Raw genomic sequence first — 15317 nt, forward strand, 5'->3', positions numbered from 1 at the left:
CAGCCGCTGCCGAAGAAGCTGCAGGGTGGGTACGATTGCTTTTTTACTGATCCCCCCTATACGCTGCAAGGAATGGCTTTGTTTTTATCCCGTGGAATCAGTGGGCTGCAAAAGCAAAAAGGACTGTCCATCTTCCTGTCCTTTGCGCATAAATCGCCTGATTTCACGCTGAATATGCAACGGGAGTTCGTGCTGGCAGGCTTGACCGTACGAGAGGTGCTCAGTCATTTCAATGAATACGAAGCGGCGCAAATGATTGGAAACAAGGGACAGATGATCGTGCTCACCACCACGGAGATGACGGATCCGACGATCAAGCATCCATTTTTGGAGTCGCTGTACACAGGCGAAGAGACTCCTTCCAAGCGTGAGTATCAATGCAAGCGTTGCAAAAGATCGATTCAGGTAGGGGCACAGGCAAAAATAGTGACGATAGAGCAATTGAAAAAACGCGGCTGCCCTCGTTGTAAGCACCAGAGTTTTGAACTATTGTCCCGCCGGAGAGCTCAAGACTGATTGTCTGCAAGTGGGCATATGGTAGTGGTGGAGGGGAGGGAGATAAAATAAGATGGCTTACGAAAAAGCGTTTGCTTTATTACGAATCGGGACGGGAATCTTGTTTTTCATCCATGGCATAGCCAAGCTGCAAAAAGGGATGGCTGTTGTTGTGACGACGTTTGGAGATCTCGGCTTGCCGGGGTGGCTGGCTTATCTGGTGTTGATCGTAGAACTGATCGGCGGTCTCGCACTGATCATCGGAGTCGGGGCGAGATATGCTGCCTGGGGATTAGCTGCGATCATGGCAGGAGCAATTGTGACAGTGAAATGGGCGAAAGGGTTTGTTGGCGGTTATGAGCTGAATTTGATCCTGTTGCTTGTCACGATTTGTGTGGGGCTAAAAAGGTGAAAAAGAGATCCGGCTGAACCAGTAAGTGGTCAGCTGGATCTCTTTTTTAAACAAACAGCTCGTAATACTCAGGAGAAACGTTATCTAAAAATGGACTTTTTTCACCCGAATAGTAAAGGTGCAGCTCGTGCATGGCACGTGTACATGCCGTGTAAAAAAGCTTGCGTTCACTTTCTTCGCCATAGCATATGGCGGAAGCATCATAAAGGATGACCGCATCGAACTCGACCCCTTTTGCCAAGTAAGAGGGAATGATCAAAATTCCTTTCTCAAAGGAAAGAGTAGCGGGCTTGATCAAGCGAATCGGCAATCTCTCTTGCAAAACGTCATGAACGGCTTGGGCTTCCTCTAGCGTTTTGGTGATAACAGCGATCGTCTGATGACCACGATCGGCGAGCTCACGTATGCGCGCTTCGATTTGATCGGTATGAGCTTGAGGTGATGTCACTTTGGTTAGCGTTGGCAAGCGACCGTCGCGCATAAAAGGCTCAATCATATCCCCGTTTTGCAAAAGTTGCCTTGTAAACAAGACGATGGGATAGGTGGAGCGGTAGCTCTTGGTCAGGACGAAGGTCTCCGTCTCTTCAGGCTCAAACAGGGATGTGACAGCATCAAAGCTATTCTGGTGATACGCATGGGCGTAAATCGCCTGATTCCAGTCTCCCAGCACGGTCATTTTGGCACGAGGAAACAAGCTCTTGATGAGAGCGAACTGAAAGGCAGAGTAGTCCTGGGCTTCATCGAGAAATACATGGCGGACGAGGTTGTTCGTCTGCTTACCCTCCAATCGTTCCTGCAAATACAAATAAGGAGGGATATCTTCGCATGCCAAATACTGTTGTTCTAAACGCTCTGCTGTCTGTTCGCACACGGCGGGCCAATTGTCCAATACTTTGTGTTGGAGAGTGGTTGGCGCAAGCGTCTCGAGCAAGTCACGTGACAAGAAGAGCTGGCGGTAAATAGCGCGCGTATCAATAAATTGAAGTTCCCGAATAAAATCGCGCAGAGGCTGAAACTGCTTTTTGACGATCCAGTTGGCTAAGAGCTCCTGCTCGCGTTCGAAGTCATCGAAGGTATCCTCCCGAAACTGCTTTTTGCGGCGTAGCGATTGATAGGCAGCTACATAAGCGTCTCGGTCAAGCAGCTCCATTTCCTCTTCTACCCATGTTTTTGATCGTTCACGCTGTTCCAGTTTTTTCAGTTCTGTCAGCAGTGATTTCGCAACGAGTACCATCCGATTGGGGATCGGCAGATTCGTATCGAGAGAATAAAACAGTTCATGGATGTGCGCAGCACTGATCAGAGTCTGGTTTCTAAATGTAACAGGGCGAAACATGATACCAGATTGTTTCAAGCTATTCGCGTATTCATCCATGGCCTGCAAAAATAAGGTGCTTGATTTGAAACGGATTCCTTCTAGCCGCGCCTCGTATCCAGACTGATCATTTGCTGTCAGTACATACTCCATCTGTTCAAGCGGGTTTTCCAGACGGAAGTCGTCACCGAGACGATGCTCCGCGTATTCCTGAAAAGTCGTTTGCTGCATATTTTCCTCGCCGAGCTCAGGAAGAACGGTCGAGACGTAGCTGTTGAACAAGGAGTTGGGCGAGAACAAGACGATTTGCTCCGCGGTCAATGTCTTGCGATAACGGTATAACAAATAAGCGATTCGTTGCAAAGCCGCTGACGTTTTTCCGCTACCAGCAGCTCCGGAGACGATGACGAGTCGGCTGCGTTCATTGCGGATGATGAGGTTTTGATCCCGTTGGATCGTGGCCACGATGCTTTTCATCTGCGAGTCAGCCTGTTTGCCGAGTACCTCCTGAAGCAGCTCATCACCAATCGTCACGCCCGTATCGAATAGGTGCAGCAATTTGCCGTCGCGAATGATGTATTGTCTTTTGCACGTAATCTCTCCATTTACGTTTCCGCTTGGGGTATTGTACTCTGCTGGCCCCGGCGCGTAGTCGTAATACAGACTGGAGATCGGTGCGCGCCAGTCGTAGACGAGAAATTCTTCTTCGTTTTTATCCAGCAAGGAAGCAATGCCGAGATAGATGGCTTCTGGCTTCGATTCCAGCTCTTCTTGAAAATCAATCCTGCCAAAATAGGGAGAGTGCAACAATCGCTGCAGCGTACGCAACTGATTTTGGGCATGGCGATGGATGCGTTCACGCTCGGACAGGACTTCCGCTTGCTGCTTGATACTGGCGTAAGTCTCGACAGCTTCGATGGCATCTTCGAAGTTGACTGTCACATCGTCCCAAAAATGCTTGCGAATTCCGATGATATCCTCGCTCACGACATTCACATGCTCTTTGAGGTCATCTATTCGGTTCTTTATCTCTGAGATGACTCGTTCAACACGTTGTTGTTCGTTTTGCCTATCTTGATCAGTCACGCTCATGGTACCGCTCCTTTTTCGTTCCCCATTTTTGGCCTGAAGGTTTGACAATCGAAAGTGAATGTGATACTATTATATTGGAGATAAAATAGTTACATATAATCAATTGACCAACAGACCAATTCTCATTTTATCACGTGAAAATTGGCTTTTCAACATGGTATAGGGAAAATACAAAGTGAAATGACAGGGAACTCCTTTTGGGGTTCCCTTTTTTGTTGCGGCTATACTTGTCCGTCAAGCATTCCAGTGAGAGCTACCCATATACGGGTTGTTCCCACCAGTCTATTGAAAAGTAAAAGGATGTCTTCTCACCTGTGTTTGGAACGCGAACGATGAGTGCCATTCCTGGTCCGAGAATCCACTGTCCGCCAGGAGTCGCCTCAACGGTGGAGGACACCGGAATGATTCGCGTGGCGGTATGAATGTGATCAGAAAAGGTATCCGCCATACCAGTGCCATGCAAAAGTTGCCCTTGGGCGGCGGGACAAGCGGGGAGTTGAACATAACCAGAAGTCACTTGACGTGAGAGAGTTGCACCAGTGAGGGAGGAGCCTTTGCCAAACAAGAAATGTGCTTCTATCGGGTGCGGGGATGGATTGGTGATCATCCAGTGATGGACAAATAAATGAACACCGGAGCGTAAGGGATTCGACAAGGTAGCGATCCCGATAGCCCCATCGCCCACGATCATTTTTTCCGATTGCCCCATAAAGTATTTACATTGATCCGCCATCGACATCGCATACGGAATGTGAACACTCCGACTCAGCTGTTCCGTAGCAGAAGGAGTGGGAAACGGATAGTACCCCATCTGCATGTAGACATCTGGTATTCCGCCATAAAAGTACGAGGGGCGTGTATAGGAGGGCTTTGTCATCTTTTCCTCTCCTTGTGAGTAGGGTAACTGCTAACTCTACAGCATATGGCAATCGTCCATGGAGGGTGTCAGGAGCTGGCGTTATTGGCAGGCAAAGTTCCAATGAAGTCATGGCGTAAAGAAAAAAGGCTGGGAGTCAGAATCCCAACCTTTAGCAAGCTTTTGTCTACGATACGTTTTTCCAAGCATGAATGGCAAGCAGCGCCCATCCGGCGAGGAACAAAACTCCGCCAATCGGGGTAATCGCTCCGAGAACCTTAATACCGGTCATCGCCAGCGTGTAGAGACTGCCGGAGAAGACTAAGGTTCCGGCTGCAAAGCACCAACCTGCCCAAACGAGGCCAGAAGAATCCGGGTACCATTTGAGCAACAGGGCAACCAGCACGAGAGCCAGCGCATGTGTCGTCTGATAGGTCACGCCCGTATGGAAAATGCCCAGCGAATAGGCGTCCAGTTTTTCCTTCAGTGCATGTGCTCCGAATGCTCCTAACGCAACCGAAAGAAATCCACTGATACTGCCAAGCATCAAAAACAGCTTCATGAGTGCGTCACTCCTTTTTTCGCATAACCTGTACATTTGTCTGTTCTCTATTTTAACGTAAAAACCCAAGTTCAAAAAGTCGACTTTTCAGCACCGAGAAAGTGGCGAGAACCGGTAAAGCCCAATTGTAATTTGGTGAACACGCTTTGGACTACCGTACAGACCGCTTGTCAACCTCCGACATAGAGTAAAGTATCGCAGTGGCAACGCTTACAGGCTGCTGCGACGGGAGGTGACGTAATATGAACAAATGGATTTCCAACGTTGGAGGTCTCCTCGGTGGTTACGCATTGCTGAAAGCACCGTTGGAAGGTTCCTTCCTAAGTGGGTTGGACTCGTTGGTGGATGGAGTTGGTCTGATCACTGTGGTCGTATTCTCGGGAGCTCTTATTTATTCTGGTGTACGCGACTGGTTCAAGGGCTAAGTAGCAAGATGAAAAACAAATCAAGGGTGTCTCCAATCGGGGATGCCTTTTTTTCTTCGGAAGGCTGGCGTCTTTTATCGGTGTCCCCCATATACATAAAGTAGACCGACGGCAAAAGGGGGAGGCGAAACGATTTGACCAACGACGAACGAAAAGAACTGGAGCGATCCATTGACGAAATTACCGAGATCGCCAAAGGGTTCAATCTCGATTTTTACCCGATGCGATACGAGATATGCCCGTCTGACATCATTTATACATTTGGCGCGTATGGAATGCCCACACGATTTTCTCATTGGAGTTTTGGAAAGTCCTTCTACCGTATGAAGTTGCAGTATGACCTGAATCTGAGCAAAATCTACGAGCTCGTCATCAACTCCAATCCTTGTTACGCGTTTCTTTTGGACGGCAATTCCTTGATCCAAAACAAGCTCATTGTGGCTCACGTCCTTGCTCACTGCGACTTCTTCAAAAACAATATGCGCTTCTCCAACACCAATCGGGATATGGTCGAAAGCATGGCGGCCAGTGGAGAGCGAATTCGCCAGTATGAGATCGAGTATGGCAAGGAGGCTGTCGAGAATTTGCTCGATGCGAGCTTGGCGATTCAGGAGCATATCGATCCGAGCTTGCTGCGTCCAAAGCTGCGTTGGAAACGAGAGCCAGAGGGAATGAACAAAAAGACTAAGAACGAACGGCGATCCCCATATGACGATCTCTGGGGATTGGACCGCAAAGCAAAAGAAGATGCCGAGCCGGTAAAAGCACCGCGCAAATTCCCGCCAGAGCCGGAAAAAGACCTGCTGCTGTTCATTATGGAATACAGCAATATTCTAGACGATTGGCAGCGGGATGTGCTGACGATCATCCGGGATGAGATGCTGTATTTCTGGCCGCAGATGGAGACGAAGATCATGAACGAAGGCTGGGCCACCTACTGGCATATGCGCATTCTGCGGGAAATGGAGCTGACAGAATCGGAGACGATAGAGTTTGCCAAGCTGCATTCCTCCGTCATTCAGCCTTCGACGACGAGCATTAATCCGTATCATTTAGGTCTGAAAATTTTGGAGGACATTGAAAAACGCTGGGATAATCCGACGAAGGAAGAGCAGGAACGCTTTGGACGCAAGCCAGGAGAGGGACGCGCGAAAATATTCGAGGTGCGCGAGCTGGAGTCCGACATCAGCTTCATTCGTAACTTCCTGACCAAGGACCTCGTCAGTGATCTGGATTTGTACATGTTCGGCAAGCAGGGCAACGATTGGGTTGTCGCGGAAAAGCAGTGGGAGAACGTACGCGATGGTCTTGCGGGCACACGAGTTAACGGGGGATTCCCTTATGTACTCGTGCACGATGGGGATTACTTACGCTCCGGCGAGCTGTACTTGAAGCATCATTTCGAGGGGCTGGAGCTGGATGTCAAATACGTAGAAAAAACATTGCCTTACGTCTATACCTTATGGGGAAAATCTGTTCATCTGGAATCGATGGTGGAGGATCGACAAGTGTTGTTTACGTACGATGGCAAGAAAGTGCACCGCCGCTTTTTATAGGGGAAAAAAGGCCGCATGCCCGGTGGAAGCTAACCGAGCGTGCGGCTTTTTCTACGTGTCCGAACTAGGACAACTGATCCGTAATTCCGATATGACTGCTAATCCCGCCGTCCATGGTGATGCTCGCTCCGTTGATGTACCCGCTATGTGGTCCGACGAGATGATAAACCATCTGGGCGATTTCCAATGGCTGAGCTACGCGTTTCACCGGGCTTTTGGCGATGACCCGATTCATGTAATCTGAAATATCCTCAGGACGTACGCCCATCGCGGTATCCACATACCCCGGACAGATGGCATTACAAGTAATCCCGTGCTCTCCCCATTCCGCCGCAATGGTTTTCGTATAGCCGATCATGCCGTGTTTGGAAGCGACGTAGGTGGATGAATGTGCAGAGCCTAGTAAGCCCTGAATGGAAGCGATGTTTACGATCCGCCCGTAGTTCCTTTCTTTCATCTTAGGCAACAGGTTTCTGCAAAATAGGAATACACTCTTCAGGTTGGTATTCATGATCCAATCCCACTCTTCATCGGAGACTTCGTCTACCCGGTGGAATGGTCCGCCCACTCCTGCATTATTGACCAAGATGGTGACATCCCCGAAATGCGATTCCACAAGCTGGATGGCTTCTTCAACCTGCGATCGTTGACCGACATCACAGCGAATGGACAAGGCTTGACCGCCTGCTTGTTTAATTTCTTCGGCGACTAACTGTGCCTTTTCTTCTTGTACATCAAGAACAGCGACACGGACCCCATGCTGAGCCAAAAGCTTTGCTGCTGCGGCCCCGATCCCATTGCCTGCTCCTGTGATCATTGCTACTTGCTGCATTTGTAAACTCTCCTTATTAATCTGTTATTTAGAGAATGCCTTTAGGAGGAAGGATTTTGACTTCATCGATTCGAACGTGGAGGGGACGGGAGGCGATATCTAATACGGTATCTGCCACATCTTTTGGTACGAGCATCGCACTCGGATCAAAAAAATGCCGGTTCTCCGTCATGTTTGTATGAACGGCGCCGGGAAAAATGGTGGAGACTCTTACATTGTCGTTTTTCCATTCTTCATTGCAAATTTGGGAAAAGCCTTGGACGGCAAATTTTGAAGCACCATAAACGCCGTTTTCCGCAATGGGAATATAACCTGAGACACTAGAGATATTGATGATTCGGCCCCCGTGAGCTTTCATTACCTTGTATCCTTCGCGGCTACAAAGAAAGAGTCCGGTTACATTGGTGCAAAAAACATTCTCCCATTCTTCTAAGCTTGTTTGTTCAACAGACTTAAACACGCCGACTCCTGCATTGTTGACGAGGACATCTAGACGTCCGTACAACCTTTGTACACGCTCAAATAGAGCAAGGACACTTTGCTCGTCTGTCACGTCTAGCTGTATATTCGTCACACTTCCCGGTTCAGCGTGTGCGATTTCGTTGGGATGAGGCGCGGATCGGGAGGTTGCCCAAACAATCGCTCCTTCTTTTGCCAGAACATTGGCCATTTCAAGACCCAATCCTCGACTGGCTCCTGTGATGACCACGACTTTATTCAGTAGTTTCATATATACCTCCGGATATAAAACGTGCATTCCAAGAATTGGGTTCATTCAAGCGTTTTTAATGGTACAAAAATTTGCTTTCCCCAACAAGCGCCATAGGAATGAATTTCGGTAAAAGTAGTAGGAATTTGCCGGGCAGGAACTAGGTATTTGATCGTGGAAAGCTTTATTAGTAAACCTATTTCACCCTGGGAGGCTCTTTCTATGGAAAAGCATGCGGCTGTTATCGGATCAGGTGTTATGGGACATGGAATCGCGCAGCTATACGCATTGGCTGGATTTCGTGTTTCTCTTTACGATTTGCAGGAAGAGTTTTTGATGAAAGCGAGAGCTAGCATCGAGCACAGCCTTTCCCTTCTGGTTGCAGAGGGAATGATTGCAGACCAGTCTAGAGTAGCAGCGCTCGAGCATATCGTCCTGACCACGGATTTGCGAGCGGCAGTATCTGATGCAGAAGTCATCACAGAAGCAGTACCAGAAGTCATCGAGCTAAAGTGGGAGCTGTTTGAAAAGCTGGAGCAATACGCAAGACCAGATGCGATTGTTGCTTCCAATACGTCTACGTTTTCGATTGCGCGACTGATCGAAAAAGCAGCTACGCCACAACGCTATATCATTACACATTTTTTCAATCCGGCTCAATTGGTTCCGTTGGTCGAGGTAGTCAAGCACGAGAAGACCGCGCAGGAAGTGGTTCACAAGACGATGCAGCTAATGGAAGTGATCGGGAAGTCCCCGGTGTTGCTAAAAAAGGATGTACCGGGCTTTATCGCCAATCGGCTACAAACAGCACTGCTGAGAGAAGCCTTTCATTTGCTCGCAGAAGGTGTAGCAGATGCAGCCCAGATCGATACGGTGATGAAAGATGGCATTGGCTATCGTTGGGCTTTTGTCGGGCCTATTGAGACGGCGGATTTTGGCGGACTCGATACGTGGAAGCGTGTGATGGATAACCTGGCACCGGAGCTGGATGCGTCGACAAAAGCACCGGCTATCATTGAAGACAGAGTAGCAGAAGGCAATCTCGGCACCAAGACCGGAGCAGGTATTTACTCGTATAAGGATACGTCTGTCTCAGAAAAGCTTCGTGTACGTGACGAACAGTTCATTCGCTTGGGGAAAATGAAGCGCGGTTGAAATGGCTTACAGATAAATACTTTATTCGTAAATTTTTCACTAAATACTCATTCATTCCTAGCCGATATTAGATTGGGGTTATATCATGGAAAAAATTTCCCCAATACAACCTAGAAAGTAGTTGAGAATGAGTGAGAGTTGGCCTAATAAATTGGAGTAGAAGCTTTAAAACGAGGTTAATCGCAGCCTTTCTATTGATACTGCTTGTTCCTACTATTGTCGTTGGAACACTGGCTTCCAATCAGGCGAAGCAGGAGATGGAAAAACAGATCTTGAACAGCGCTAAAGAAAATGTCGGGCTGGTCAATTCGATTGTGACGAGTACGATTAAACCCAAGCTGGACACCATTGAGTTTTTAGCCAAAACCGTTAACAAAAGCATGTACCCAACCAAAGACAGTACAGCGCTCGTCATGCCGCATCTGGATATTTACAGTGGAATGCTTCCGGACACGAATGGAATTGGTTTGGGGACAGTGGACGGACAGTATTATCAATCCCCGAAGGTAACAGTAAAGGCAGGTTTTGATCCGAGAACGAGAGAATGGTACAAGAAAGCGATGGAAAATAAGGGGAAGGCTGTCATTACGGAGCCGTATGTCTCAGCAGCATCAGGCAAAGTCCTCGTTACCATTTCTAAAACGACGGATGATGGATCAGGTGTGGTCGGAATTGTGATGGGCGTCGAGCAGATCAAAGGTCTGGCGGATATGGTCAGTATCGGAAGCGACGGGTACGTCATGATTTTGGACAGCAACAAGAAGTTCGTTGTTCATCCAGAAAAAGAGTCTGGCACTGTAGCTGAAGAGAGCTATTTTGAAAAATTGTACGAAGGTGCATCAGGTGACTTCCGTTACGACGAGCAAGGCAACGAACAAGAAGTGCACTACACGACGAATGAGCTGACTGGCTGGAAAATCGCAGGAAAGCTGGATCGTTCGGAGATACAGAACTCTGTACAGCCTATCTTTACCTTTACGTACGTGACAATCGCTATTTGCTTGATTGTAGGAGGATTGATCGTAACGGTTGTTCTGCGCTCGATTATCCGATCTATTCAAGCGGTCAAGGTACATGCAGTCAAAGTGAGTGAGGGTATACTTACGGAGCCTATCCAGGTTCGTTCCAATGATGAGATTGGTGAGCTGGGTCGCGCATTCAATACGATGCAGGATAACCTGCGCACGCTCATTTCGGATGTAGAGACAAGAGCAGAACAAGTGGCCGCTTCGTCTGAGCAATTGACCGCCAGTGCGGAGCAGACGAGTATCGCCACTGAGCATGTTGCCACAGCCGTGCAAGAAGTTGCTGGAAGCGTAGAGAGGCAAACGAATGGAATTGACCAAAACGTTCACTCTCTCCAAAATATATCAGATGGCGTAGCGCAAATTGTGGAGAGTGTACATGGATTGACGGATATCGCTGAGCAAACAACTATTCACGCTGGTGAAGGCGGCGAATCGGTTCAGAAGGTAATGGGCCAGATGGACTCGATTCACGCATCTGTGGAACAGCTCAATCACATGGTCTATTCCCTTTCTGAACGCTCCAGAGACATTGTCGCCTTCTCCGAAGTGATCAGTGGAATTTCGCAGCAAACCAACCTGCTTGCGCTGAATGCAGCGATCGAAGCGGCGCGGGCTGGCGAGCATGGCAAGGGATTTGCAGTTGTAGCAACAGAGGTAAGGCTGTTGGCAGAGCAATCACAGGAATCGGCCAAGCAAATTTCCGACCTTATCGTAGAAATTCAACGTGATACGCAAGAATCCGTTGAGACTATGGAGAAAGTCAGACGCGATGTTTCGGAAGGCTTGCGAATTTCCAAAGGTACGATTGATAAATTCGAGGAAATTTTGACAAGCACGAAACAAACGAATCCTCGTATCGTGGAGGTATCGTCGATCGCTCAACAAATCGTGGCAACTGTTGCGGAAGTAAAGGTGACAGCGAACGAGTTGGCGATGATTGCAAAAGGCAATGCTGAGACCGCAGAGGAAGTAGCCGCTTCTACAGAAGAGCAGCTCGCATCGATGCAAGAAGTTTCAGCATCTGCTCAATCTCTGTCATCGTTGGCAGAAGAGCTAAATTCGATGATCAATAAATTTCGCTACTAAATAGTCAGTTAATACCGACCGTCCTGTCTATCATACATAAGCAGGGCGGTTTTTCTATGGCCTCTGGGGCCGCTTTTTTTATATCTATGACAGTTCTATATATTTTTTACTTAATTAACCTTCCTTCGTTACCGATATAAAAAATTAGGACTTCACCAACACGAAACGTTTATCCAAATACAACTTAGAAAGTAGATGAAATGAAGTGAAAGTTAACTTGCGAAATTGGTTTCGAAGCTATCGAACCAAACTCATCATCACATTTCTCTTGATTCTGTTAGTCCCTTCCCTTGTCGTTGGAAGCCTGGCTTACAATCAAGCGAAACAAGAAATTGACAAACAGATCATGGACAGCGCCAACGAAAACGTCGATTTGGTCAACTCCATCGTCAGCAATACGTTTGAGGGCAAAAAGAAGGATGCTGACTATTTGGCAAAAGATATCACACCTGGCGTGAAATCAGCTGAAGTTCAAGAAGAAATCATGCATCATTTGGATATGTATATGGGTATGCATGCGGAAGCGTCCAGTATCAGTTTGGGAACGGTTGACGGACAGTACTTCCGCGCTCCTAAGCAAGAAGTACAGGCAGGGTTTGATCCGCGTACGAGAGACTGGTACAAAAGAGCCATGGAAAACAAGGGGACTGTCGTCGTTACGGAGCCATATATTTCTGCGGTATCAGGTGAGGTTTTAGTAGCGGTAGCAAGAACGACGGAGGATGGCGCAGGGGTTATCTGCATTACCGTTGGGATTGAACAGATCAAACAACTGGCAAACTCAGTCAGCATCGGTTCCGATGGAGATGTCATCGTAGTGGACAGCAATAAGAAGTATGTCGTCCATCCGGAAAATCAGGCAGGAACGCTGGCACAAGAGAGTTTTTACGACAATATGTATCAAGGGGAAACAGGTCAATTCAATTACGAGGAGCAAAGCATCCAGAAACAGATTTACTATGTGACGAATCCGGCTACAGGCTGGAAAATTGCCGGTTCGATGTACTTGTCAGAGGTTGAGGATGCTGCAGAGCCGATTTTCGAGCAAACGTTTTGGACGATTACGATCTGCTTGCTGTTGGGAGGACTCATTGTAGCAGCTGTACTGCGTTCCCTTCTCCAGTCCATTCAGGAAGTGAAGGTACATGCGGTCAGAGTGAGCCAAGGTAATTTGACTGACCCGATTAAAGTGCGGTCAACCGATGAAATCGGTGAGCTCGGCCATGCGTTTAACACGATGCAGGATAACCTGCGCACGCTCATTTCCGATGTCGAAGCCAGAGCGGAGCAAGTAGCTGCGTCTTCGGAGCAATTGACTGCGAGTGCGCAGCAGACGAGCATTGCAACCGAGCATGTAACGACTGCTGTTCAGGACGTAGCTGGCAGCGCGGAACAACAAACGAGCGGAATCGACCAAAATGTTCGTTCATTGCAGGACATTTCGGAAGGGGTCACACGGATTGTAGAGAGTGTTAATGTGTTGTCGGATACTGCTCAGCAAACGACAGTTCAGGCAGAAGAAGGAGGCAACTTTGTCGCTCAGGTCATGAGTCAAATGAAGTCGATTCATGAATCGGTAGAACAGTCGGATCGCATGACCAAATCGCTCTATGATCGTTCGAAAGAAATCGGCACGATCTCGGATGTCATCAGCGGAATTGCCCAGCAGACGAATTTGTTGGCATTGAATGCAGCGATTGAAGCGGCGCGGGCTGGTGAGCATGGTAAAGGCTTTGCGGTTGTGGCTACAGAGGTGCGCCTGTTGGCTGAGCAATCACAATTGTCGGCCAAGCAAATTTCTGAATTGATCACAGAGATTCAGAGGGAAACCAAGCAATCCGTCGACAACATGGAAAAAGTCAGACTGGATGTTGCAGCAGGATTGAACGTTTCAGAAGAGACGATTCACAAGTTTGAAGGCATCATGGAAAGTACCAGACTGACCAATCCACATATCGCAGAGGTTTCCTTGATCGCACAGCAAATCTTGGCTAGTGTTCAGGAAGTAACCGCCACAGCCAATGTGCTTGTCACCATTGCGACAAGCAATGCCGAAACAGCCGAGGAAGTAGCAGCCTCTACTGAGGAGCAGCTCGCCTCCATGCAAGAGATTTCATCCTCCGCTCAATCTTTGTCGTTATTGGCGGAAGAGCTGAAAGTTTTGATCAATAAGTTTACCTATTAACCTGTGTCCTTACACAAACGAAGCGCCCTGTCTCTAGGCATACGAGCAGGGCGCTTTGCCGTATAGATGTGATAACATATGGGCACCACAAGCGATATGGAATGAGGAGATGTGAACGATGAACATGAGGATCAGAATCGAACAAGTAGATGATTATTCTGTTACTGAACAAGTCGTAAAAAGTGCATTCGCGAATGCAGAGTTCAGCGATCACAAAGAACATGAATTGGTGTCTCGCATCAGAAAATCTGATGCATTCATCCCCGCGTTATCTCTAGTCGCGATTGATGAAGAAAATCAATAAATCGTGGGACATATTCTTTTGTCGAAAATATACATTTTGCAATGACAATCAGAGCATAGAGTCACTTGCACTTGCCCCAGTGTCTGTCTTGCCCGATTACCAAAGCAAAGGAATAGGAAAGAAGTTAATTCTCGAAGCCCTCCAAAAAGCCAAAGAACTGGGATACCAATCTGTTGTTGTCCTCGGGCATCCCGAATATTACCCGAAGTTTGGCTTCCAAAAAGCTTCGCACTGGAGAATAAAAGCACCTTTCGACGTACCGGATGAGGTATTTATGGCTTTGGAGCTGCAAGAAAATGCCCTTGTTCATGTCTCGGGTGTTGTTGAATACTCCCGTGCTTTTTTTGAATAAGGGAGTGAGCGGTGGAAGGAGAGAAGTTTTTGCCAATTGGACGGCGCTGGTGAGGAATGGGTTTTATGGTAAAATAAAGTGCCTACCAATTCGAGAAAAAACGGAACCGTATGTCGGAGGGGAAAAGGAAGAAATGGAACTCAGGCGAAACGAATCGATCGTGCAAGAGAATATAGCGGCAAACCTATTCAGAGGAATGGAAGGAGTAGGTGGGAAGTTAACGATTACGAGTGAAAGACTCTATTTTCAACCACACAGTCTCAATATTCAAACACAACCTCTCGAATTAAACTTGAATGATATTGCGGCAGTTGAAAAGCGGAACACGCTGTTCGTGATCCCAAACGGAATGAAAATCAAGATGCATAATGGGCAAGAGCATAAATTCGCTGTATGGAAACGAGCGGAGATTATCGGAATGATTCAGGATACAAAAGTGAAGCAAAAAATGACGGTGATCATTAAGACGAGGTAAGCTATCCGTTCAATGAAAATCGCCCTGCCACAAGCAATACAGTGCAGGGCGATTCCTATATTTTACAAGTCCTTTGCAATGTGCGGTTTGCTATAATGACTGGTACCCCCACCGCCAACCAATACTCTTCCACCTTGTCTGAAGATGAGCAATTTCCTAGATCCATTTGAAAGCAGTACAGTTATTTTTGCTCGATTTGCTGTTGCAATATAAATAACGTAACCACTTCTGGAGATTACGGTACGCCAGTTGCGATCAAATTCAGAGCGCAGAACCCGATTGGAATACACTTGGTTTTCCACGCGTCTCGCAGTGATTCTTTTCTTTTTCATCGAGTATCAACACCTCCTGTCAATCTATCCTATTCAGGAGATAGAAAAAGGAATGGACAAGAGTTGTAGGCGATTTTACTATTTTCGTTGCAACAACACAGGAAGCGTTCTATGATAACATCAAGGACGATATTCATCGTAGTAAG

14 protein-coding genes and 1 pseudogene are annotated in these 15317 nt (G+C 47.6%); 9 read left to right on the forward strand and 6 right to left on the reverse strand.

Translation table 11 applies throughout. The features are described 5' to 3' along the window. Together PMI05_RS13470 and PMI05_RS13475 are read left to right on the forward strand one after the other, a co-directional pair. Positions 1-516: bis-aminopropyl spermidine synthase family protein (locus PMI05_RS13470; protein ID WP_007722254.1), on the forward strand; the 516-nt coding region annotated here is incomplete at its 5' end. 52 nt (positions 517-568) lie between these two features. Next, entirely contained in the window at positions 569-907 is a 339-nt protein-coding gene (locus PMI05_RS13475; RefSeq protein WP_007722256.1) for a DoxX family protein, read from the forward strand. 46 nt (positions 908-953) lie between these two features. On the opposite strand, the gene helD is transcribed toward PMI05_RS13475, so the two are convergent. From helD to PMI05_RS13490, 3 genes are all read right to left on the reverse strand, one after another. Beyond that, positions 954-3314 (reverse strand): RNA polymerase recycling motor HelD, encoded by a 2361-nt coding sequence (gene helD / locus PMI05_RS13480; protein WP_007722258.1) that lies wholly within the window; start codon positions 3312-3314, stop codon positions 954-956. Positions 3315-3567: 253 nt separating this feature from the next. Next, positions 3568-4191 carry a DUF6143 family protein gene (locus PMI05_RS13485; RefSeq protein WP_007722262.1) on the reverse strand — a complete coding sequence of 208 codons (624 nt, stop codon included), beginning with the start codon at positions 4189-4191 and terminating at the stop codon, positions 3568-3570. 166 nt (positions 4192-4357) lie between these two features. Beyond that, entirely contained in the window at positions 4358-4732 is a 375-nt protein-coding gene (locus tag PMI05_RS13490) for a DUF423 domain-containing protein (protein WP_007722264.1), read from the reverse strand. A 242-nt stretch (positions 4733-4974) separates the two neighbouring features. Between PMI05_RS13490 and PMI05_RS13495 the strand changes: the two genes are divergently transcribed. Then, positions 4975-5157, forward strand: coding sequence for a hypothetical protein (locus PMI05_RS13495; RefSeq protein ID WP_007722266.1), 183 nt, complete (start codon positions 4975-4977; stop codon positions 5155-5157). 134 nt (positions 5158-5291) lie between these two features. Continuing rightward, a complete protein-coding gene (locus tag PMI05_RS13500; protein ID WP_007722268.1) occupies positions 5292-6713 on the forward strand; it encodes a SpoVR family protein in 1422 nt (473 codons plus the stop codon). A gap of 64 nt (positions 6714-6777) precedes the next feature. On the opposite strand, the gene PMI05_RS13505 is transcribed toward PMI05_RS13500, so the two are convergent. Both PMI05_RS13505 and PMI05_RS13510 read right to left on the reverse strand, forming a co-directional pair. Then, positions 6778-7545 carry an SDR family NAD(P)-dependent oxidoreductase gene (locus PMI05_RS13505; protein WP_007722270.1) on the reverse strand — a complete coding sequence of 256 codons (768 nt, stop codon included), beginning with the start codon at positions 7543-7545 and terminating at the stop codon, positions 6778-6780. 28 nt (positions 7546-7573) lie between these two features. Continuing rightward, a complete protein-coding gene (locus PMI05_RS13510; protein WP_007722272.1) occupies positions 7574-8275 on the reverse strand; it encodes an SDR family oxidoreductase in 702 nt (233 codons plus the stop codon). Between the two features lie 201 nt (positions 8276-8476). Between PMI05_RS13510 and PMI05_RS13515 the strand changes: the two genes are divergently transcribed. From PMI05_RS13515 to PMI05_RS13535, 5 genes and pseudogenes are all read left to right on the forward strand, one after another. After that, positions 8477-9409: a 3-hydroxyacyl-CoA dehydrogenase family protein gene (locus PMI05_RS13515; RefSeq protein WP_007722275.1), complete on the forward strand. Its 933-nt coding sequence runs from the start codon at positions 8477-8479 to the stop codon at positions 9407-9409. Between the two features lie 131 nt (positions 9410-9540). After that, positions 9541-11523 (forward strand): methyl-accepting chemotaxis protein, encoded by a 1983-nt coding sequence (locus PMI05_RS13520; RefSeq protein ID WP_007722276.1) that lies wholly within the window; start codon positions 9541-9543, stop codon positions 11521-11523. A gap of 205 nt (positions 11524-11728) precedes the next feature. Further along, positions 11729-13708, forward strand: coding sequence for a methyl-accepting chemotaxis protein (locus PMI05_RS13525; protein ID WP_007722278.1), 1980 nt, complete (start codon positions 11729-11731; stop codon positions 13706-13708). Between the two features lie 118 nt (positions 13709-13826). Next, positions 13827-14364 (forward strand): annotated as a pseudogene (locus PMI05_RS13530) (GNAT family N-acetyltransferase). A gap of 133 nt (positions 14365-14497) precedes the next feature. Next, the gene (locus PMI05_RS13535) at positions 14498-14839 is read left to right on the forward strand and encodes a GRAM domain-containing protein (RefSeq protein ID WP_039960755.1); all 342 of its coding nucleotides are present in this window, start codon (positions 14498-14500) and stop codon (positions 14837-14839) included. Between the two features lie 62 nt (positions 14840-14901). On the opposite strand, the gene PMI05_RS13540 is transcribed toward PMI05_RS13535, so the two are convergent. After that, positions 14902-15171, reverse strand: coding sequence for a hypothetical protein (locus PMI05_RS13540; protein ID WP_007722283.1), 270 nt, complete (start codon positions 15169-15171; stop codon positions 14902-14904). Between the last annotated feature and the right edge of the window lie 146 nt (positions 15172-15317).

It is taken from the genome of Brevibacillus sp. BC25 (assembly GCF_000282075.1).
In the GTDB taxonomy this organism is placed as follows: domain Bacteria; phylum Bacillota; class Bacilli; order Brevibacillales; family Brevibacillaceae; genus Brevibacillus.